An 18,162-nucleotide genomic window follows, 5' to 3' on the forward strand; every position below is an offset into this window, starting at 1 on the left:
TCTCACACTCCTTCGCTATGCGCCCGTGCGGCATAGATTAGTCGGTGTAGGTATACCAACGCCGGACCAACGGGATACGGCGCCATATTTTTTTGAGCCAAGGATAGACGTAATAATCGAGTCCAAAGGTGCTGCCCGAGCCGCCGATCAGGGCGATGCCCGCTGCCATGTACCAGAGCATATCGTACGGAGCCATCCCGGAGATCCATATCATCGCGCCCATCGCGACAGAGGCGGCGGCAGCCGGCGCGCTGAACAATCCGGCGATCAGCAGGAGACCGACGATGAGCTCGGCCAGCACCATCGAGGCCTGGAAGATATAGGCCAATGCATTGTAGCTGCCGTCGGCATGGAAGAACATCAGCCCCATTGACCAATCGACGATTGACTGGACGAAGTCCGGAACCGGCAGGGCGGACAAGGCCGTCTCGGTATGGGCGGATGCTGCGGATACCGCATCTGCTGTGGCTGTTGCTCCTGAGGTGCCGTCAGCCGCTTGAGCAGGGATGAGGAACACATGGCCCGGGTCCTTGAAGATCTTGATGATCTTATCCCAGCCTTGGAGGAACCACATGCCACCGGCGAGGAGCCGCAGCGGCACCAGCCAGAAGTTCGGCGATCGTTTGGCGAAGTGTCCGCCCAGGAAACTGCGATTGTTACGGACGTGGACGAATTCGTGCAGGATATAGTGATACACCTTATTGAATCCGCACACCTGGAACAGATAGACGAGGTTGATGAGATGCTTGACGGCCATAGCGGGCAGGCCGCTCAGCTTGAACATCATGCCGGGGATCCCCACATTGGCAACCCCGTAACGGCTGCCGATACAGACCATCGTGCCGTGAAACGTAGGCTGATATGACTTTTTCGGTGTCTTCAAAAACTCTGACGCGATGTTATGAGCGATGACCGGTGCCGCAAGCTCGGCGTTCTCGACCATCTGCGGTACAGGATGCTCTGCGCCTTCCGGGATATAGAAGATGTTGTCACCCACCACATACACATTCTCATGGGCAGGTACCTGCAGTTTGTCGTTGGTCAGGATCCGCCGGCGGCCCTTCTGCTCGATATCAAGCTCGCCGACCAGATCTGCGCCTTCGACACCTGCAGTCCAGATCACGGTGCGGGAGAGGATATCGTTCCCTCCGACCGTAACGCCGTTCGCCTTGACCTCAGTAATCTTGGCGCCGGTGGAGATCTGGACGCCCATCTTGCGCAGCCGCTTCTCCGACTTGGCGATGAGCGGCTGCGGCAGGATGGGAAGGATGCGATCCATCATATCTGCGACATGGAGCGAGACCTCGGCGGGATCGACATGAAATGCCTTGCACAGCTCCTGTGTATATTCAGCCAGCTCGCCGATCATCTCGACGCCGGTGAAGCCGCCGCCGACCACGACGAACGTCAGCATTTCCTTGCGGATCTGAGGATCCTGCTCCTTGATAGCGCTGCGGAACATGTGCTGCGTATGCTCCTTCAGCCGGATCGCATCTTCATATGACCATAGCGTCAGCGCATGCTGCTCGGCGCCGGGGATGCCGAAGAAGGTGGGCTTGCTCCCCGTGCCGATCACCAGATAGTCGTAAACGTACGTTTGCTGCCGGCCCTGCAGCGTTTGCTGTTCAAAATCGATGTCACCGATATGGTCGAGTACGACCTCTACGTTGCGGAAGCCGGAGAATCTTCTTCAGATCAATCTTGATGGAGTCCTCTTCGACCCTGCCCGCCGCGACCTCATGCAGCTCGGTGAGCAGCGTGTGGAACGGTTTGCGGTCGATCAGGGTAATAGAGATGTCGCGGCGCTTACGCAGCCGATTCGCCAGCTTTTTGGCGGTTAACACGCCCCCATAGCCGCCGCCCAGGACGATGATTCGTTTCATTGGGTATGCCCCCTTAAGGGTGTAGTAGTAATCACAGATGCAGTCGTGCCGCGTTACCTCGCCCCGGCCAGCGCTTCATCTGCCAACTGGACGAAGCCGTCGACATGGATGGAGACGCCGGATATCGCATCCGTCTTGCCGTCCTCTGCGCGGTAGACGATCGCGGCCGGATCCTGCTGCTCCAGCAAATATTGCTCGGCGATGTGTGCTTGCTCATGCCATTCGGCCTGGGCGCCGCCCTTCGCAACCATCCCGTACTCGCCATCCTTGGAGCGGGTCACTTTGTCGGTGCCGCCATCCCTGTGGGTGCCGTTCCATCTGACCGCAGCGATCTTGCCGCCAATGACAGTGAGCGTGACACTTTCCTTCCAGCCGGATTTGGCATCAAATTCTGCCGCTTCCGCAAGGTAGGTGCCGTCTTTATAAGGACCGGGCTCGACGGGCCCCGCTGCCAGCGCCTGATCAATCAGGGCGGAGAACTCGCCGACACCGATCGATACGCCGGAGACGGCATCGGTTTTGCCATCCTCGCCCGGCTGCAGGCTTTGGGCATTTTGCTGCTGGATGACGAACTGCTCGGCTTTGGCCGCTTGCTCATGCCACTCGGCGGCAGCGCCGCCATGGGCCACCATACCGTAAGCCCCGCTGGCCGAAGCGGTACGCTTATCGAGGCCGCCATCGCGGTGCAGACCGTTCCAGTGGACGCTGGTGATATTGCCATCTTGCACTTCAAGCGCGACGACTTCTTTCCAGCCGGACTTCTCAGCGTACTCGCCTTCCGCATAGTAGAGGCCGTCAGCCAGTTCGCCTTCTGCATCTGGAGCGGTTGTAGCGGGCGGGGCGGGATCGGCCGGCGGCGTGTTCTCGGGACCATTGCCCGCGTTGTTGCCGCCGCAGCCGGACATCAAGGCGATCATCAAGGATAGAATAAGCATGCTGTTCCACATTTTTTTCATTGCTGAACCCTCCGTTTTCTTTTGTGAATTTGTTCACATATCAACCATATCGCATTTCTCTGTTCAAGGTTGTGAAAGTTATCACAAAAACAAATTTTTTTTACCAAGAGCAAGGGAAGCGGCGTTTGGCTTAAGGAGGCGTGATTTTTGTCATAGGGAACAGAAGGGGGATGGGTTATAGTTCGAAGTATCTTACGTCACGCAGAGCAGCTGTGCTTGGTGATGAGGCAGGAGGAGAAACGAACATGCATACTTTGATCATTGTGGTACACCCCGGACTTCAGGGCGGCTCCCGGGTGAATCGGCGTCTGACGGAACTCATGCTGACTGCTAAAGGGGTAACGGTTCATGATCTATATGCCTGTTACCCGGAGGGCAACATCGATGTGAAGAGGGAGCAGGAGCTGCTGCTGCAGCACAAACGTGTAGTGTTTCAGTTCCCGCTCTGGTGGTATAGTGCGCCGCCGTTGCTCAAGCATTGGCTGGATGAAGTGCTGACCTTCGGCTGGGCTTACGGACCGGGCGGGGATCGGCTGCATGGACAGGAATGGCGGGTAGCGGTAACTGCGGGCAGCCCGGCGGCTTCTTACGGCGGGGAAGGGTACAACAAGTATACGCTGGAGGAGATGCTGCGACCCTTCGAAGCGACGGCCAACCTGGTCGGCGCGCGTTGGCTGCCCCTATTTGCTGTGTGCGACGCGCTGCAGCTCAGCGAAGGGGAGCTGACTGCAGCGGCATTGCAATATGGGGAAGAGGTGCTGGCCGATATTGCGGGCAGTTACTGAGGGAAGACATGACCCTAGGGTTAACCTTGTGAACCTGTGGATTCCTTGTCTGATCCTGATGCCCAACCTGCTGCGCATCCTGGCACCGCCGATTAAGGCGGGAGAGATGGCGCCCGTTCCTCGCAAGTTTTTTTCAATGGCAGAGAATGTGGGGCGAATCGGCGTGCTGCTCCTGCCGCTCTTCTCGGCTGTCCGGTTGGTTAGCGCATAGGAAGTCGCCGGCCTAGCGGCAGAAAGGGACGTTGCAGGTGACCTCACTGACGAACCCGCAGCCAGCTGGGCGAGGCTCCTAAGCGTGATGGATGCGCGGCATCGGCATCGGTTCCTTGCCCAGCTCGGCCCACGCATACTTGAGCAGCAGTTCCGCCTTAAGCGGCTGGCTGCCCGGGTCATCCCACAGGTTGCGGAGTTCTCCCGGATCCGCTTCCAGATCGAACAGTTCGCCGTAGACCTGGTTGTAATACACGGTGATCTTGTACCGTGCATCGACATACGTCTTCTGATGGATCGTCGTCGGCTCATGCCGGAACTCGCAGATCGCATGATCCCGCGCTGCCTCGCGGCGTCCCAGCCAGACGTCCCGCTGGTTGACGCCTGTCATCGCATGCGGGATCGGCAGATCGCAGAAGGACAGGAAGGTCGGCGCGAGATCGACCAGCGACTGGATGGCTTGCGTACGCTTCCCAGCAGGGATCCGGCCTGGATAGCGGGCGACGAACGGCAGCCGGATCAGGTCTTCATAATGAAAGCCGCCCTTGGCCTGGAGCCCGTGTTGTCCGAAGAAATGGCCGTGATCGGTCGTGAAGACGACTAGCGTATCCTCGGTCAACCCCAGCGCATCCAGCTTGTCCAGGATCCGGCCGATGTATTTGTCCATCATGGTGATCATGCCGTAATAGACGGATACCAGCTTCTTGCGGTCCTCATCGGTCAGCCGTTTCTTCTCCCCATACTCGTAGTAGTGATGGGACCGGTAGCCGTGAATGCCATAGCCGGTCTCGGCCAGATGTGAGAAGTCCGGTTCGTCTTCTTGCGTCAGGCCGAAGTGGGGCGGATTGCAGTCATGCTCTCCGGCCGTCACGGACGGGATGGTCAGCGGTTTGTCGTCATACATGGAGGCCCACGGCTCCGGCACCAGATATTCCGGATGCGGGTCGAAGAAGCTGGCCCACAGGAAGAAGGGGTCATCTGCTTCTTTGTATTGTTCCAACAGGGAGCCCGTACGCTCGGCTATCCACGAATTGTAATGATATTTCTCCGGGATCGGCCACGAGTAGGTCTGGGCCGGATCCATCGTGCCTGTAGGCGGCAGGAAATAACGCCGCCAGTCGCTGCAGCCCTGCTCCTCCAGCCACACCGCATAGTGCTGGCCGACATGGGCTTCATTGGTATGATTGCGAGCCAGCTCGACATGGTCGAAGCCATAGAAGGGTCCATGGAATTGCCGCCAGTAGTCCAGATCCTGCAGCAGCGGATAGGCTTCCATCGAGGGGTAGGCTTCCGTCGATCTTAGCGGCTGGAAATGCGCCTTGCCCACCAGAGCTGTCCGGTATCCGGCGGCAGCGAAGTCTTCCCCTACCGTATGGCGGTCTTCCAGGAGCTTGGTGCCCAGCGTCCACGCGCCATGTTGGCTCGGGTACATCCCCGTAATGATCGAAGCCCGGCTCGGTGTACAGGTTGGGTTGGGGCAGTAGGCCCGGTCGAAGGTTGTACCTTCCCGCACCAGCCGGTCCAGGTTTGGTGTCGAGAGCTCCGGCATGAAAGCGCCGAGCGTGTTCCAATGCTGCTGATCGCTTGTAATTAGTAAAATGTTAGGTTTTTTTGACATGGCATATCACCTCAAATACTGATATTACAAGAAAAATATCAACTACTAAATAGCCATATGTAAGGTTTATCTTGTCATTTTGTTATCTCGTCTGCGAAGGTGTATCGGCCGACAGTATACGCTGTCGGGAGATGATGCGGATTACTCGGGCATCGCGAGGCACTGCCGGGGCGAGTTGTTCCAAGGGGAAGAGGGATGAGCGGAGACTTGCGCGCTGACCCGCTGCTGCAAGAGGCCTGCCGAGTACGCTCGGCGAGCTGGAGGTGTTCCCTGGCAGATATTCGGGCAAAAAAAAGAAGCCCCATAGGCTCCGTGCTGCGGCTGGACTAGATCATATTGTTCTCGAGCACTTGCCGCTCCAGCTCTCCGGCGTGATTGCTCATGCAGTTGCAGTAATAATCCTTGCGGCAGATCGGGCATGGGATGTTCAGCAGGCGGTTGACGCCGATCAGCTTCCAATCGGGGTTCTTGCTGAAAAACAACCGGCATTTGGCTTGATTGGACAGCGTTGCGATATATTGATACAGCCCGGTTTCCTCGTTGCGGTCAGAAGGTACGATATCCTTAATCACCAGTTTTGTAGACATAGTGTCCCACCTATACGAATAGATTTGCAAGTGCTTTGTAAGCATAACTTTTTTACGGGTATGTTGTCAATATAAGCGCATCACTTATTGTTCCCGCTTAACGCTTATTTTATAATAGAGGTTGTTCAAAAAGTTCGCATGGCCCGCCGACGGTTCGTTTGTAACTCTATTTAATAGTAAGGAGCGTAAGTGATGTCAACGATCTTCCGCAATGACTGGGCCGAGCTGCTGGAGCCGGAGCTGGAGCAGCCCTATTACAAGGAGATGCGCACCTATCTGGCTGCTCAATACCGGGAGCAGACGGTGTACCCGCCGATGCACGATATTTTCAATGCGCTGCATTTTACGTCCTATGCCGGCACCCGGGTCGTAATCCTCGGCCAGGATCCGTATCATGGTCCGGGGCAGGCGCACGGGCTCAGCTTCTCCGTACAGCCCGGTGTGCGCACGCCGCCGTCCCTGCAGAACATCTACAAGGAGCTGGCGGACGATGAGGGCTGCAAGGTCCCGCCGCACGGCTCGCTGGTCGCCTGGGCCAAGCAGGGCGTCCTGCTGCTCAACACGGTGCTGACGGTGCAGGGCGGGGCAGCCCATTCCCACAAAGGTATCGGCTGGGAGCGTTTCACCGACCGCGTCATCGGCGCCCTCAACGAGCGCGAGGAGCCGGTCGTGTTCATCCTGTGGGGCAAGCATGCGCAGGACAAGGCCTCATTTATCGACCGGAGCCGTCATCATGTGATCGCGACGGCGCATCCGAGTCCGTTTGCCGCGCATCGGGGCTTCTTCGGCAGCCGGCCGTTCTCCCGGACCAATGCGTTCCTGCGGTCGATCGGCCGGGAGCCGATCAACTGGTGCATCCCGGCCGAGCCGGCTGCTGCGGACCCGAGCACAGCCGCGGACCGGGAGTCGGCAGCCGGAGAGGAGTCCTGATCTACCGGGCAGCTCCTGCCCCGGACAAGCCGACTAGGACGGCTTCAGACAGCAAACCGCCTGTGCTTGCCGGATGCTCCCGGCCTGCACAGGCGGTTGGTCGTTGCTTTTCTTTTTAGCCTTGCGAATCCGATTTGTCGTATTGCTTGAGCAGTGCGGCCAACTCGTCCTCGACGGCTTGATCCTTGCCAAGTGCGGCAAATTCGTCGTCCAGCGACGGGCCTTTGCTGCCCAGCATCTCGTTGCTCGCTTCGGCTTGCGCTTCCATCTGCAGCATCCGCTCCTCCATCCGCTTCAGACCGGCGCTAGCCGTATCGCTTCCGAAGCCGGACATGGCGCGATTGATTTCTTTTTGCGCCTTGGCGGCATTATACCGCGCAACCAGCGTCTCGCGCTTGTTCTTCATCTCGGTGAGCTGCTTGCGCATCTCGTCGAGTTTGCCGCGCAGGTTGTCGGCCGCGGCTTTGTTCTGGTCGTAGCTCGCCTTGAACTCGTTCATCTTCTGTTCGGCGGCATTTTTTTCTTCCAGCGCCCGGCGGGCGAGGTCGACATTTTGCGCCTTGGCGGCCATATGGGCCTGCTCTGTACGACGCTGGACGAGGGCTTGCTGCTCCTCGTACTGCTGCTTGAAGCGCTTCTCCAGGGCGATCTGGGCTGCGACCGCCTTCTCCGCATCCTCCAGATCCGCTTGCATGTCCCGGATGTACTGATCCGTCATTTTAATCGGATCCTCTGCTTTCTCGATCAGGGCATAGACGTTGGACAGTGTCAGGTCGCGCAGTCGTTTGAAAATAGACATCGTCTTGCAGCCTCCTTCTTGATAGTCACCCAGCCGCTGCTGGCGCTAGCAGTCGCTTGATGATCTTGGGTTTTCGGATTGTAAGATTGTTATACGTAGAAAACCTCGCCTAGTTTCAAGCGTATACGAAAAAAAAGCGATCTGCAAGAGATCGCGGGTAAAGAAAATCGTAATTATTGTGCAGCCGGTGCCGATGGCGGAGATGCGACCACGCTGTCGGACCCGCCGCCGATGCTTGCCAGCTCTTCGACAAGCACGACCTTGTAATCGCTGCTCACATAAGTGGTTGCACTTACGTCAGTGATGACTTGCGGATACATCATATCCGGGTCCGGATAAGTCGGCGCAACGAGCACCTCCGCCTGGTCCTCCAGGAAGGTGATTGAGACGATGCGGAGGCCGTAACCAGGGTGAGGGACAGTCGCCGTGACTGTCACTTTCTGGATGTCTTCATTCACCGCTTCGGTCTCGAACTTCAGCTCGCTCAGCGGCGATGTGTATGGCTCTTCCGGCAGGGGCTCGATAGGAGGAGTGGACTCGACAAACTTGATGGCTTTCAGCAGCCAGCTCGCCGCATCGCTGCGGGTAATGGCGGCTTTCGGGTGGAAGTTCTGGTTGGCGTCCAGCTCTGCAAACTTGCTGATCAGCACGCGTTGTACGCCGCCCATATAGGCTGGATCCACGTCGGCTTCGTCGGCCATTCCGATGTAGATTTCGATAAATGCATAATCCCCGGTAGTGTAGACAGCCTCCATGAGAGCATGTGCGTATTGCTCGCGCGTGATCTCGCCATTGGGCTGCAGATCGCGCGGGAGTCCCAGATTCAGCGCGCCTGCGATGATGAAGGCGTCAGCGTACCAGGCATTGTCGTTTACATTGGTAAAGTAGTCGCTTGCTTTCGGTTCCTTGACGAAGTTGATGCCGTCCAGGTTCAGGTCAAAGCCTTTGACGAGCAGGGACACGGCCGCTGCATGGGTCAGTTTGCCTTTGGGGATAAACTTGCCGTTCTCGCCGCTGATGATGCCGCGCTGCTTCAATTCTTCAATCTTGGCGGCATTCGGATCGCTCGCGGTATCCGAGAAGGCCAGAACCGACTGCCCCAGGGCGAAGACGAGCATCACGGACATCAGCAGCAGGAGTAAAGGTTTCTTTTTCATCATTCATCACCTCGGTGCTAGAATAGTGGACATTCTCTCTCTCTTTGTCTATCCCCTAGACGCCGCGCCGCAGTGAAAGGTTGCAGCCGATCTGAATTTGTTTGGCTCCCCCGCGTTTCCGAGCCGCCAAGGGCGGGAGCGTGCTTCGAAGCAAAAAGAGCCCGCTAGGGGCGGGCTCAGGGGCGGATCGTCACCCGCGTCTCAAGCGGGACGATGGCGGCCAGCTCCACGACGTCTTCGTTGTACATCCGGATGCATCCATGGGAGACGGCTCTTCCGATCGAAGCCGGATCGTTGGTGCCGTGGATGCCGTAGTGGGGCTTGGATAGCCCCATCCAGTATGCGCCGAACGGGCCGCCCGGGTCGGGCTGCTTGTTGACGATCTTGAACTCTCCGGTCGGGGTCTTCGTCAGCATCTTGCCGATGGCGACTGGGAATCCGCGGACCACGGTGTTGCCGTCGAGCAGATAGAGCTGCCGCTCGGAGAGATCGACGATGATGCGATAATTGGGCATAGCGCTCACCTCATCCGATGATAGGTAGTCTATCCTATGTTCGGGACGGGGGAGCGGTTTGGACATCAGGATTTTTTGAGCTTCCTGTAATTTATGAGCCCGTAGATGCCCAGGCCTAACCCGAGCAGCATCAGGATGACGCCGAGCGTTTTGTTCAGGAAGCGGTAGTCGACAATGCCGAAGATTAGGACCATCAAGCCGAAAACGGAGTAGAGAAGGGGGTTTTGCTTCATAATATAGGCACCTCAGTCTGCATGTTGGATACCTGTAGTGTACCATAGCGTCAGATCGGCGAGAAGCGGAACCTCTGCAAGAACGGGCGGTTATACGCGGGACGCCTGTACAGTCGGATGGCGAGGATGGTCATATAATGGGGTAGAAATCCAAATCCTCTTAGACGAAAGGTGTGAACGACACATGTCTTGCAACCATTCCTACGGATACAATCAAGTGTCACCGGCAAGTACTCAGATGTCTCCTATGGGCAGCCAGATGTCTCCTATGGGCGGTCAGCTGTCGCCAATTGTGACAGAGCCTACGCATCTCTACAATAACGTCTTTCATCCTCAGGCCCAGCCCATCATCCACCCTGTGGAAGTTATCAATCAGCATCATGTAGTGCCGGTTCCGCAGCACTACACGACTTGCTCGGTTAAAGATGTCTGGTGTTCGGGGCGCGGCAGCCGCAATAGCCGCGGTAGCCGGAGCAGCCGCCGCAAATAGTCACGCCTTGCCTCACGACCGGGCCTCTCGCGCCCGGTCGTTTTGTGGTGCGGGGATATTTTAGCGTCTTCGGAAAATAAATCCTGTGGAATAAGAATATATGTTCGGTATATAATAAGAACAAATGTTCTTTCAATGGAGGGATTGCCATGCCGATCAATTATACCGTCGGGCGCGAGATGACCATCATCTATCTGGATCGCAAGGGAGTGATCTCAAAGCGCCGTATCCAGGTGTGTGGAGTGCAGGGAGAGCGGGTGCGGGCCTATTGCTTTACAGCACGGGCGCCGCGTGTATTCCTGCGGGGCAATATCCTGGCTGTCCGCGCCGGGGACAGCTGCGGGCAGACGGGTGCGGGCCATGCGGGATAAGCGCGTGATCTTCCTGGCCGACTGCCAATCCTTCTATGCCAGCGTGGAGAAGGCCTCCTATCCGGAGTACGAGCACCAGCCGGTGGTCGTCGCCGGCGATCCTGCCCGGCGCTCCGGCGTCATCCTGGCCGCTTGTCCGATTGCCAAGCAGCATGGCGTCAGGACCGCCGAACGGCTCGGCGAGGCGCTGGCCAAGTGTCCCGGGCTAGTCGTCATCAAGCCGCGGATGCAGCGGTATATCGACATCTCCCAGAGGATCACCGACATCTTCCAGGGCTTCACGGATCTGGTGGAGCCTTACTCCATCGACGAGCAGTTCCTCGATGTGACGGGCTCTCTGCATTTGTACGGCTCGCCGCAGGAGCTGGCTGTCCTCATCCAGCAGCGGCTGCTGATGGAGACCGGCATCTACACCCGGTTCGGGATCAGCGAGACCAAGGTGCTGGCCAAGATGGCCTGCGACAACTACGCCAAGAAGAACGACAGCGGCATCTATACCCTCCTGCCGGACGAGCTGCCACAGACGTTATGGAAGCTGCCGATTCAACATCTGTTTATGGCAGGGAGCCGGATGACCGCTCATTTCCACGCCATGGGCCTGCCGACGATCGGCGATCTGGCGCGGACGCCGCTGGAGCGGCTCAAAGGGATGATGCGGCGGCGCTTCGGCAAGAACTCGGATATCAGCGCCGAGCTGTACTGGCGGATCGCTAACGGCGAGGACAGCAGTCCCGTCACGCCGGGGACGCATGAGGCGGCGCCCAAATCGGTCGGCCATATGATGACCCTGCCTCGGGATTATGCGCGGCTCGAGGAGATCAAGGTGATCGTCCTGGAGCTGACAGAGCTCGTGTGCCGGCGCTGCCGGGAGATGGGATATATGGGGCATGTGGTTTCCGTGAGCTGCCTGGGGGCTGATTATGAGAACATGACCGGCTTCAGCAGGCAGAGCAAGATGTCCGATCCGACCAATGTCACCAATCAGGTCTACCATGCCGCCATGCAGCTGTTGAAGAAGCACTGGGACGGCCGGCCGGTCCGCCGGGTCGGCGTCAGCCTGACAGGGCTGGCCGATGACAGCGCGTATCAGATCAGTCTGTTCGAGGACCCCAGCCGGGAGCGCTCGATAGCGCTGGAGCGGACGACCGACCGGCTTAAGGCGCGTTATGGCGACTCGGTGATCCTGCGGGCCGTGTCGCTGGCCGGATCGGGCCAGGCAGTGGATCGCGCGGCCAAGATTGGAGGACACTACAAATGAGGAAGAAACTGGAGGGCAACGGTCTCTGGGAGTCCAGCCGGATGATGCTGCCGGAGCACAAGGAATCCAATATCCGCAAACGCCAGGAGCTGCAGCGCCGGGAGCGCCGGGAGCTGGATGAGCAGGAGCTGGAGGAGGCCGGGCGGCTGCTGCACAGCTCGCTGGAAGAGAAACGGATCCTGCGGATCGCGATGTTCCACCCGTATGAGCGAACCGAGGTGATCGGCGTCGTCGAGCGGCTCGATGCGCCCAGGCAGCGGTTCATGGTGGACGGGGAGTGGTTCCCGATGCAGGATGTGCAGGGGGTGGAAGCGGAGAGCCTGGACACCTAAATTAGGCGCATGGCGGGGGCCAAACACCCACCCCAAAATCCGTTTTGGTCATATGTTATGGTGTACCTCAAATTAAAGGAGGAAATCACCCATGAATGTAGTAGGCGGATACGGCAGTGGCGGTTGTGTCGGCGGCGTAGGCGGCGTAGGCGGCTATGGCGGTTGCGGCGTAGGTGGAGCATTCACTTCCACAGGCGCGATCCTGGTACTGTTCATCCTGCTTGTTATTATCGCTCGCGCTTGCATCTTCTAGGATGACCCCCGCCAGGATCCCACAGATCCCTGCTTATAGAGCTGTCTCCCGCAGCAGTGCTGCGGGAGATTTTGCGCCAGGCGGCCGTGAGGGCTCGACCGTAACGGTTTTTCACAAAAAAAATAAAAAAACGGTTGACGCAACCTGCGAAAGTTGATATATTATTACTTGTCCCCAATACGATCTGTTAGCTCAGCTGGGAGAGCACCATCTTGACAGGGTGGGGGTCAGTGGTTCGAGCCCACTACAGATCATAGCCGAGAAGCCTTGCGCAGCAAGGCTTTTCTTGTTTTTCAGATAGCTGTTGCGCACCTTGAAGAAGCCGTTTGGGGATGGATTGGGGCCGATTCTTTTGGCAGCCAAGGGAATGTGCATGACTAGCGAACACCGACATTTGTCGCCAGCCCTGAGAGAGGACACAGGAACCTCTATTTCAAGGTTTGGCGTGTATTTTGCTGGACTGACGGACAGAGGGTACGCTATTACGCTGGAAATGACGCATCACGAGCAAAAACAGCATATAGCGGAACGTCAGTCCGCCAACACTTCTTCCAGCATGACTTTGCTGCAAATAAGCTCCCTCAACCTTCCTCCTGCTCCCATAGATCATTGTCCCCGGCCAGCCCGTGCAGCCATGGCGGGCGAAGCGCCCTGCCTCGTAGCCTAGATACGGTGCTCCGAAGGTAGTCATACTGGCGAGAATTAACCACCTTAATTATTTTTTGCTCGTCGCCGCTTGCTGGCAACAGCCACTGCTTGCTGCACCGGCGCAGTCGATGCGCCCGAAGGGGCAAGTGCGATCAACCCGACCAAGCCGCCAACGACCAGCAGCACTGCGCTGACGATAGCGATGTCCTCCGCGCTGGTCGTCGCATTCGATTGACGCGACAATAGTATCAGTCCTTTACTAGACGGATATGTGTTTCTACCCATGGAACAGCTTATTCTAAGCGCCCATACTTCGTGTCTCTGTCTTGGTAGCGATCAGCAAATGCTGCGTCGTAGCCACGGATTTCAGGAGCGGTGTGCTCCTTTTCACCAGCTGTTCGTGTTTGTTTCAGGTTTGCTCCCGCTTCCGATAGCCCATACTGGAGATGTTCAAGTAGTTTAGGGAAGGAGGGAGCAGGATGCGTCTGGTAAAGGGGCTGCTGGCAGCGACAATCCTGGTCTGGTGGCCTGAATCATGCATAGAGGAGAGAGCTGAGCCTGCTTCGGTGATGGAGGAAGTCTATCCGAGTCCGCACGCGGACAGCGTGCTCAGAGATGTCTACGGACCGAGCGAGCTGCGGCCGCAGGTCGTGCCTGAGAGGTTGTATGACGGGAAGCGGCTGCTGGAAGAAGATTAATGGCATGAAATAAAACGCCGGTTCAATCAAGCATAGGCGGGCAGAGGATGGGCATACTAACGCATGGCGGGATGCCTTAGCTTCCGGCATCCATGCCAAAAGCTGCGAAAGCGAGGGATCCACATGGAGAACAACTATAGCAACGCTGGCGAACAGCGCGAGCAGATCGTAGCCGTGCAAAAAAACGGCGACGGCGACCTGACCGCTTTCAAAACCGCGTCCGGACGCGTGTTGTCCTATGAAGAGGCCTTGCAGGCTGTACAGGCAGGCCAGTTGGCCGGCGTCAACGCCTTTAAAGGCCGGGACGGCGAAACGTACATCCGCGGCGACGCAGACGGCGATCCGTCCAATAACCTGGATCAGCTGCCGCTGTTCTAAGCGCGACACCGAATACAAGGCTAGCCGCCATACAGCAAGGACCACCTTTCCCGGGTGGTCCTATTGGGGCGTTGCGATGCCCGGCGATGTCCGACGCGTCGCGCGCTCCAGAAGCCGTAAGCGTCCTATGACGGCGACTGGCGGAGCAGCTCCTGCATACTGTAGACGCGGTGCTGCTCCAGGAACTGCATTTTCCCCGTCCGACCGATATACTCATCACGTTCATCGGCATAGTGGACGAGCCAGATGCGCTCCTGTACCGCTTCGGGCAGCGTCAGCAGCTCTTCCAGCGAAGCATGCACAATACCCGGAGACTGCAGCTGACAATCATGGAAGATCACATCACAGCCTCTCTCCCGGATGAGCGCCTCCAGCAGTTCTGGATTAAACTGCATATCGGCGCTGTAGAAAAAATGATCATTGAGGTACAGCGAGTAGCTATGTTTGCCTGGAATGTGGGGGGTCTGCAGCGTCTCCACCCGCAGCTCAGGAGCCAGCTGTACGGGGACGCCAGCCTCCAAAGGCCTGACCTCGAAGAAGTCCTCCAACCGCCGCCATTCCTCCTGCACCATGCCTCCCCTTAGCGTATGCTCCCAGATCGGCTCGACCAGCGTATCTGCAATGTAGAGCACCGGCATGCGTTCATATTGGAACTTCATCCGGAATGCGAACTCCTCCAGGCCGCCGACATGATCGGCGTGGATGTGGGTGATGAGGATCGCATCGATCTCGGACAACGGCTTGCCCAATTGGTGGAGCGCAGTCGGGGCAGTTACCCCGCAATCGATCAGCAGTGTGAAGCCGTCGGCATATACAAGGGCGTTGGTGTTGAAGTATCGTTTGCTAAAGGCGCTTCCTGTACCGATCATTTGAATGTCCAAGCCGTCGTTCCCCCTGATATCAACCGTTTTTTAAAATTTAACATTTCTAACCTGAAAATGAAAGAGGTCCAATACATAATTATACGGCAGCTTCCGTCGGGCTGTAGCAGCAGAGTCCCAGTCCTCATACACTATCGGGAACATCTTATTAGCCTGCGATGAGGGAGCTGCTGCCTGTGAGCAAAGGAAAAGCTGCAAAAGGAAAGAAATGGCCTGCAAGCGATCGCAGCCAGTACCGGATGAAGCTGGTCTTATCCGATACATGCGCGGTCTGTCCGACTCCATGCGCCCGGGGGACACGCTACCTAGCGCAGATGGAGCAGCCGGGCGCGCTCGGCAAGGGCGTTCCTTGTATTCTGACGAGGGTCAAAGTTTAGGAAATGACGGACGGATCATTTCCCAGGGAAGCGCAGAATTCAACAGGGGTCGACAAATGCGGCGGCGGAGCGAATTTTTGGCCTGGCCGCCGCAACTTTGCAGGTGGAGGGGAGTATAACTTTACATCCTGAACAAACGGATGGAGGTACATAATAATGAAGTTCAGAAAGATCGTGGTGCTGCTGCTCATACTTTCCCTGTGGGGCGGGACGATGCTGTTCGCCGATTCGGCCAGTCAACGTGTCCGGGTCGTTGTCAACGGCTCCGAGGTGGATGAGGCCGGGTTGCTAAGAGACGGCAAGACCTATTTGCCGCTTCGTCAGCTTGCCACGACACTGCAATCCCTGATCGAATGGAATGAGAGTGCGAAGCGAGTGTCGGTATATAAACCCAATGTACATATGTTCTTATTTCAAGACAAGACGATCTTCGGCAATGTGAAGAGAGATAGTCGCCCTACCTTTAATGTGCATGCGCAAGTCGATAGTCTAAAGGTGGATATCAGCGCTGTAAAGGTCACGATCAGCGATCCGGGCGGCCGGGAAACCTTGATCCACGAAGAGTCGGTGACGAGTCAGCGGGAGGACTTCTGGCTGCCGACCAAGGAGATCCGTTATCATTTCGATTCCGCCGGCAAATACACGGTCCGCTTCTATATGAAGCCGACCGGAACTGGTGAATGGGCGGTTGTGTCGGAGAAATCCATCGTCTCGCAATAACGGCTTTTGCAGGCTTGCGACACCAGCGAAAGGTAAGCCTTTCGTTGTTTGACCCGTCATGTGGAACATGATACGATACGTGGGTAATAAGAATACCGAATGGAAATGAGGGTTTACAATGAGCGAACACGTGCATGGACCGGATTGCAACCATGACCACGATCACGAGGAGCATGTATTTGTCGTTACCGATGAAGAGGGCGTAGAACGGGAGATGGTCATGGTATTCACGTTCGAGTCCGAGTCGCAGGTGTATGCGGTGCTGCTCGATCGCAACGATCCGGAAGCCGACGGAATCATCTTCCGCATCGAGGAAGAAGGCGAGGAAGCCTTCCTGGTCGGCATTGAAGATGACGCAGAGTGGGAGCGGGTCACCAAGATCTATGAAGAGATCGCCCGTGCCGAGAGCGAAGCCTAATAACAAACCGCGCACGAACGAGTACAGGCAGCCCGATCCGGGCTGCCTGTTTTTGACGTTAGTATCGGAGCAACGCTTCGAAGCCAGGCTCCGCTTTGTGAGGATTCCTCAGAAAATCGCAGTTTCTTCCACGATAACTTTGACGAACTCGATACTGCGGTCTTCCGGCCCTTTGACCGGCAGCCCTACCTCGACATGCTCGACGATATAGTCGATGTTCTCCTGCGAGATGACCTCGCCGGGGAGCAGGATGGGGATGCCTGGCGGATAGACATAGATGAATTCGGCAATAATGCGTCCTGCAGATGCTTTGAACGGGATCACTTCCGTCTCGGCATAGAACGCGTCGCGCGGCGTCAGCGAGAGCTGAGGGATCTCGGGAATCTTGACAATCAGCGGATGTGCAGGGCGCTTCTGATAGGTCTGCTCCGACAGATCCCGCAGCGCGGTCAGAAGCGTCTCGATCGGCTCGGCGCTGTCTCCAGGGGTGACGAGGCACAAGATATTGTACATATCGCTCAGCTCGATCTCGATATTGTAATGATCCCGCAGCCAGTTCTCAATCTCGTAGCCCGTAACGCCGAGAAGGCGGACGTGGATCGTCAGCTTGGTCGGATCGTAATCGTAGGTGGCCTCGTCGCCCAGGATCTCTTCGCCGACACAGTAAAGACCTGGGATCCGGTTGATCTCTTCCCGCGCATAGGAGGCCAGCCGGATCGCCTCGCTCGCCAGCGCGCGGCCGTTGAGTGCCAGATGGCGGCGCGAGGTATCCAGCGAGCCGAGCAGCAAATACGAGGTCGAGGTCGTCGTCAGCATACTGATGATCGTCTGGACACGCTGCGGGTTGATCCGGCCTTTGCGGACATTGAGGATCGAGCTCTGCGTCATCGAGCCGCCCAGCTTATGCACGCTGGTAGCCGCCATATCGGCGCCTGCCTGCATGGCTGACATCGGCAGCTCGTCGTGGAAGTGAATCAGCACGCCGTGCGCCTCATCGACAAGAACAGGGATGTCATAGCTGTGTACGACTTCGACGATTTCCTTCAGATTGGCACAGACGCCAAAGTAGGTAGGGTTGATGACGACTACCGCCTTGGCATCGGGATGACGCTCCAGAGCCCGGCGTACCGAGCGCGTCGTGATGCCGTGGTCGATACCAAGCTTCGCGTCGCGGGCAGGCGAGATGAACACCGGCCGTGCGCCGGCGAAGATAATGGCGGACATAATCGATTTGTGAACGTTGCGCGGGACGATGATCTTGTCGCCGGGCGCGCACACGGTCAGGATCATCGTCATGATCGCGCCGCTGGTTCCCTGGACGGAAAAATACGTATAGTCAGAGCCAAAGGCATCGGCAGCGAGCCGTTGCGCTTCTTCGATCACTCCGGTCGGCTGGTGCAGGTCATCCAGCGGGGCGATGTTGATCAGGTCGATCGATAGCGCATTGTCCCCGATAAACTCGCGGAACTCGGGATCGCTGCCGGCCCCTTTTTTGTGGCCGGGTATGTGGAATTGGACAGGATTGTGCTGCGCGTGCGTGCGCAGCGCGCTGAACAGCGGGGTGCGATTGTGATCCATCGCGGCATCACCCACCTTTCGTGGTAGTGGTACAAACAAGGAAGAGTATAGCAAATACGGCGGGGAATGCAAGTATTGTTCGGCCGG

23 protein-coding genes, 1 tRNA gene and 1 pseudogene are annotated in these 18,162 nt (G+C 57.4%); 14 read left to right on the top strand and 11 right to left on the bottom strand.

The features are described from left to right. Positions 1 to 37: 37 nt before the first annotated feature. Positions 38 to 1,883, bottom strand: a pseudogene (locus tag ABC336_RS28140) (NAD(P)/FAD-dependent oxidoreductase). A gap of 53 nt (positions 1,884 to 1,936) precedes the next feature. After that, positions 1,937 to 2,839: an FMN-binding protein gene (locus tag ABC336_RS28145; RefSeq protein ID WP_413241815.1), complete on the bottom strand. Its 903-nt coding sequence runs from the start codon at positions 2,837 to 2,839 to the stop codon at positions 1,937 to 1,939. A gap of 245 nt (positions 2,840 to 3,084) precedes the next feature. Between ABC336_RS28145 and ABC336_RS28150 the strand changes: the two genes are divergently transcribed. Continuing rightward, positions 3,085 to 3,624, top strand: coding sequence for an NAD(P)H-dependent oxidoreductase (locus tag ABC336_RS28150; protein ID WP_413241816.1), 540 nt, complete (start codon positions 3,085 to 3,087; stop codon positions 3,622 to 3,624). Positions 3,625 to 3,652: 28 nt separating this feature from the next. Further along, entirely contained in the window at positions 3,653 to 3,835 is a 183-nt protein-coding gene (locus tag ABC336_RS28155) for a hypothetical protein (protein ID WP_413241817.1), read from the top strand. 78 nt (positions 3,836 to 3,913) lie between these two features. Here the strand turns inward: ABC336_RS28155 and ABC336_RS28160 are convergent, their stop codons facing one another. Both ABC336_RS28160 and ABC336_RS28165 read right to left on the bottom strand, forming a co-directional pair. Next, positions 3,914 to 5,452 carry a sulfatase family protein gene (locus tag ABC336_RS28160; protein WP_413241818.1) on the bottom strand — a complete coding sequence of 513 codons (1,539 nt, stop codon included), beginning with the start codon at positions 5,450 to 5,452 and terminating at the stop codon, positions 3,914 to 3,916. 326 nt (positions 5,453 to 5,778) lie between these two features. Then, entirely contained in the window at positions 5,779 to 6,039 is a 261-nt protein-coding gene (locus tag ABC336_RS28165) for a hypothetical protein (protein WP_413241819.1), read from the bottom strand. A 192-nt stretch (positions 6,040 to 6,231) separates the two neighbouring features. Here ABC336_RS28165 and ABC336_RS28170 point away from each other — a divergent pair, with 192 nt between their 5' ends. Then, on the top strand, positions 6,232 to 6,969 hold the full coding sequence (locus tag ABC336_RS28170) for a uracil-DNA glycosylase (protein WP_413241820.1): 738 nt from the start codon (positions 6,232 to 6,234) through the stop codon (positions 6,967 to 6,969). A 115-nt stretch (positions 6,970 to 7,084) separates the two neighbouring features. Here the strand turns inward: ABC336_RS28170 and ABC336_RS28175 are convergent, their stop codons facing one another. From ABC336_RS28175 to ABC336_RS28190, 4 genes are all read right to left on the bottom strand, one after another. After that, a complete protein-coding gene (locus ABC336_RS28175) occupies positions 7,085 to 7,768 on the bottom strand; it encodes a PspA/IM30 family protein (RefSeq protein ID WP_413241821.1) in 684 nt (227 codons plus the stop codon). Between the two features lie 173 nt (positions 7,769 to 7,941). Further along, positions 7,942 to 8,928, bottom strand: a complete 987-nt coding sequence (locus tag ABC336_RS28180) for an S-layer homology domain-containing protein (RefSeq protein ID WP_413241822.1) — start codon at positions 8,926 to 8,928, stop codon at positions 7,942 to 7,944. A 173-nt stretch (positions 8,929 to 9,101) separates the two neighbouring features. Further along, positions 9,102 to 9,440 carry a L,D-transpeptidase gene (locus tag ABC336_RS28185; protein WP_413241823.1) on the bottom strand — a complete coding sequence of 113 codons (339 nt, stop codon included), beginning with the start codon at positions 9,438 to 9,440 and terminating at the stop codon, positions 9,102 to 9,104. A 65-nt stretch (positions 9,441 to 9,505) separates the two neighbouring features. Next, positions 9,506 to 9,673, bottom strand: a complete 168-nt coding sequence (locus tag ABC336_RS28190; RefSeq protein WP_413241824.1) for a hypothetical protein — start codon at positions 9,671 to 9,673, stop codon at positions 9,506 to 9,508. 184 nt (positions 9,674 to 9,857) lie between these two features. Here ABC336_RS28190 and ABC336_RS28195 point away from each other — a divergent pair, with 184 nt between their 5' ends. From ABC336_RS28195 to ABC336_RS28220, 6 genes are all read left to right on the top strand, one after another. Further along, entirely contained in the window at positions 9,858 to 10,163 is a 306-nt protein-coding gene (locus ABC336_RS28195; protein ID WP_413241825.1) for a hypothetical protein, read from the top strand. A 149-nt stretch (positions 10,164 to 10,312) separates the two neighbouring features. After that, positions 10,313 to 10,534, top strand: a complete 222-nt coding sequence (locus ABC336_RS28200; protein ID WP_413241826.1) for a WYL domain-containing protein — start codon at positions 10,313 to 10,315, stop codon at positions 10,532 to 10,534. After that, positions 10,524 to 11,792, top strand: coding sequence for a DNA polymerase IV (locus ABC336_RS28205; RefSeq protein ID WP_413241827.1), 1,269 nt, complete (start codon positions 10,524 to 10,526; stop codon positions 11,790 to 11,792). The genes ABC336_RS28200 and ABC336_RS28205 overlap by 11 nt, the downstream gene beginning before the upstream one ends. Further along, complete coding sequence (locus ABC336_RS28210; protein WP_413241828.1) at positions 11,789 to 12,124, top strand: YolD-like family protein; 336 nt, start codon at positions 11,789 to 11,791, stop codon at positions 12,122 to 12,124. Before ABC336_RS28205 ends, ABC336_RS28210 begins: the two co-directional genes overlap by 4 nt. A gap of 91 nt (positions 12,125 to 12,215) precedes the next feature. Continuing rightward, positions 12,216 to 12,377, top strand: a complete 162-nt coding sequence (locus ABC336_RS28215) for a hypothetical protein (RefSeq protein WP_413241829.1) — start codon at positions 12,216 to 12,218, stop codon at positions 12,375 to 12,377. A gap of 181 nt (positions 12,378 to 12,558) precedes the next feature. Beyond that, positions 12,559 to 12,631: transfer RNA gene (locus ABC336_RS28220), tRNA-Val, on the top strand. A 457-nt stretch (positions 12,632 to 13,088) separates the two neighbouring features. Here ABC336_RS28220 and ABC336_RS28225 read toward each other — a convergent pair. Continuing rightward, positions 13,089 to 13,268, bottom strand: a complete 180-nt coding sequence (locus ABC336_RS28225; protein ID WP_413241830.1) for a hypothetical protein — start codon at positions 13,266 to 13,268, stop codon at positions 13,089 to 13,091. 236 nt (positions 13,269 to 13,504) lie between these two features. On the opposite strand from ABC336_RS28225, the gene ABC336_RS28230 reads away from it, so the two are divergent. After that, positions 13,505 to 13,723, top strand: coding sequence for a hypothetical protein (locus ABC336_RS28230; RefSeq protein WP_413241831.1), 219 nt, complete (start codon positions 13,505 to 13,507; stop codon positions 13,721 to 13,723). 123 nt (positions 13,724 to 13,846) lie between these two features. After that, the gene (locus ABC336_RS28235; protein WP_413241832.1) at positions 13,847 to 14,101 is read left to right on the top strand and encodes a DUF3892 domain-containing protein; all 255 of its coding nucleotides are present in this window, start codon (positions 13,847 to 13,849) and stop codon (positions 14,099 to 14,101) included. A gap of 125 nt (positions 14,102 to 14,226) precedes the next feature. Here ABC336_RS28235 and ABC336_RS28240 read toward each other — a convergent pair whose 3' ends face one another. Further along, on the bottom strand, positions 14,227 to 14,982 hold the full coding sequence (locus ABC336_RS28240) for an MBL fold metallo-hydrolase (protein WP_413241833.1): 756 nt from the start codon (positions 14,980 to 14,982) through the stop codon (positions 14,227 to 14,229). Positions 14,983 to 15,158: 176 nt separating this feature from the next. On the opposite strand from ABC336_RS28240, the gene ABC336_RS28245 reads away from it, so the two are divergent. The 3 genes from ABC336_RS28245 (at position 15,159) to ABC336_RS28255 (ending at position 16,497) form a co-directional block, all read left to right on the top strand. After that, complete coding sequence (locus ABC336_RS28245) at positions 15,159 to 15,359, top strand: hypothetical protein (RefSeq protein ID WP_413241834.1); 201 nt, start codon at positions 15,159 to 15,161, stop codon at positions 15,357 to 15,359. Positions 15,360 to 15,515: 156 nt separating this feature from the next. Continuing rightward, entirely contained in the window at positions 15,516 to 16,079 is a 564-nt protein-coding gene (locus ABC336_RS28250) for a stalk domain-containing protein (protein ID WP_413241835.1), read from the top strand. A 118-nt stretch (positions 16,080 to 16,197) separates the two neighbouring features. After that, the gene (locus tag ABC336_RS28255; RefSeq protein ID WP_020615416.1) at positions 16,198 to 16,497 is read left to right on the top strand and encodes a DUF1292 domain-containing protein; all 300 of its coding nucleotides are present in this window, start codon (positions 16,198 to 16,200) and stop codon (positions 16,495 to 16,497) included. A gap of 108 nt (positions 16,498 to 16,605) precedes the next feature. Here the strand turns inward: ABC336_RS28255 and ABC336_RS28260 are convergent, their stop codons facing one another. Then, positions 16,606 to 18,075, bottom strand: coding sequence for an aminotransferase class I/II-fold pyridoxal phosphate-dependent enzyme (locus tag ABC336_RS28260; protein WP_413241836.1), 1,470 nt, complete (start codon positions 18,073 to 18,075; stop codon positions 16,606 to 16,608). Between the last annotated feature and the right edge of the window lie 87 nt (positions 18,076 to 18,162).

Source organism: Paenibacillus jepli (assembly GCF_047238105.1).
GTDB lineage: Bacteria > Bacillota > Bacilli > Paenibacillales > Paenibacillaceae > Paenibacillus_D.

What these genes read in the sequence shown, in the direction of transcription:
- ABC336_RS28170 (WP_413241820.1), top strand. Translation starts at nt 6,232, where the DNA reads ATGTCAACGATCTTCCGCAATGACTGGGCCGAGCTGCTGGAGCCGGAG.
- ABC336_RS28145 (WP_413241815.1), bottom strand. Translation starts at nt 2,839, where the DNA reads ATGAAAAAAATGTGGAACAGCATGCTTATTCTATCCTTGATGATCGCC.
- ABC336_RS28200 (WP_413241826.1), top strand. Translation starts at nt 10,313, where the DNA reads ATGCCGATCAATTATACCGTCGGGCGCGAGATGACCATCATCTATCTG.
- ABC336_RS28210 (WP_413241828.1), top strand. Translation starts at nt 11,789, where the DNA reads ATGAGGAAGAAACTGGAGGGCAACGGTCTCTGGGAGTCCAGCCGGATG.
- ABC336_RS28185 (WP_413241823.1), bottom strand. Translation starts at nt 9,440, where the DNA reads ATGCCCAATTATCGCATCATCGTCGATCTCTCCGAGCGGCAGCTCTAT.
- ABC336_RS28150 (WP_413241816.1), top strand. Translation starts at nt 3,085, where the DNA reads ATGCATACTTTGATCATTGTGGTACACCCCGGACTTCAGGGCGGCTCC.
- ABC336_RS28215 (WP_413241829.1), top strand. Translation starts at nt 12,216, where the DNA reads ATGAATGTAGTAGGCGGATACGGCAGTGGCGGTTGTGTCGGCGGCGTA.
- ABC336_RS28230 (WP_413241831.1), top strand. Translation starts at nt 13,505, where the DNA reads ATGCGTCTGGTAAAGGGGCTGCTGGCAGCGACAATCCTGGTCTGGTGG.
- ABC336_RS28255 (WP_020615416.1), top strand. Translation starts at nt 16,198, where the DNA reads ATGAGCGAACACGTGCATGGACCGGATTGCAACCATGACCACGATCAC.
- ABC336_RS28250 (WP_413241835.1), top strand. Translation starts at nt 15,516, where the DNA reads ATGAAGTTCAGAAAGATCGTGGTGCTGCTGCTCATACTTTCCCTGTGG.
- ABC336_RS28190 (WP_413241824.1), bottom strand. Translation starts at nt 9,673, where the DNA reads ATGAAGCAAAACCCCCTTCTCTACTCCGTTTTCGGCTTGATGGTCCTA.
- ABC336_RS28165 (WP_413241819.1), bottom strand. Translation starts at nt 6,039, where the DNA reads ATGTCTACAAAACTGGTGATTAAGGATATCGTACCTTCTGACCGCAAC.
- ABC336_RS28160 (WP_413241818.1), bottom strand. Translation starts at nt 5,452, where the DNA reads ATGTCAAAAAAACCTAACATTTTACTAATTACAAGCGATCAGCAGCAT.
- ABC336_RS28175 (WP_413241821.1), bottom strand. Translation starts at nt 7,768, where the DNA reads ATGTCTATTTTCAAACGACTGCGCGACCTGACACTGTCCAACGTCTAT.
- ABC336_RS28235 (WP_413241832.1), top strand. Translation starts at nt 13,847, where the DNA reads ATGGAGAACAACTATAGCAACGCTGGCGAACAGCGCGAGCAGATCGTA.
- ABC336_RS28205 (WP_413241827.1), top strand. Translation starts at nt 10,524, where the DNA reads ATGCGGGATAAGCGCGTGATCTTCCTGGCCGACTGCCAATCCTTCTAT.
- ABC336_RS28180 (WP_413241822.1), bottom strand. Translation starts at nt 8,928, where the DNA reads ATGATGAAAAAGAAACCTTTACTCCTGCTGCTGATGTCCGTGATGCTC.
- ABC336_RS28195 (WP_413241825.1), top strand. Translation starts at nt 9,858, where the DNA reads ATGTCTTGCAACCATTCCTACGGATACAATCAAGTGTCACCGGCAAGT.
- ABC336_RS28260 (WP_413241836.1), bottom strand. Translation starts at nt 18,075, where the DNA reads ATGGATCACAATCGCACCCCGCTGTTCAGCGCGCTGCGCACGCACGCG.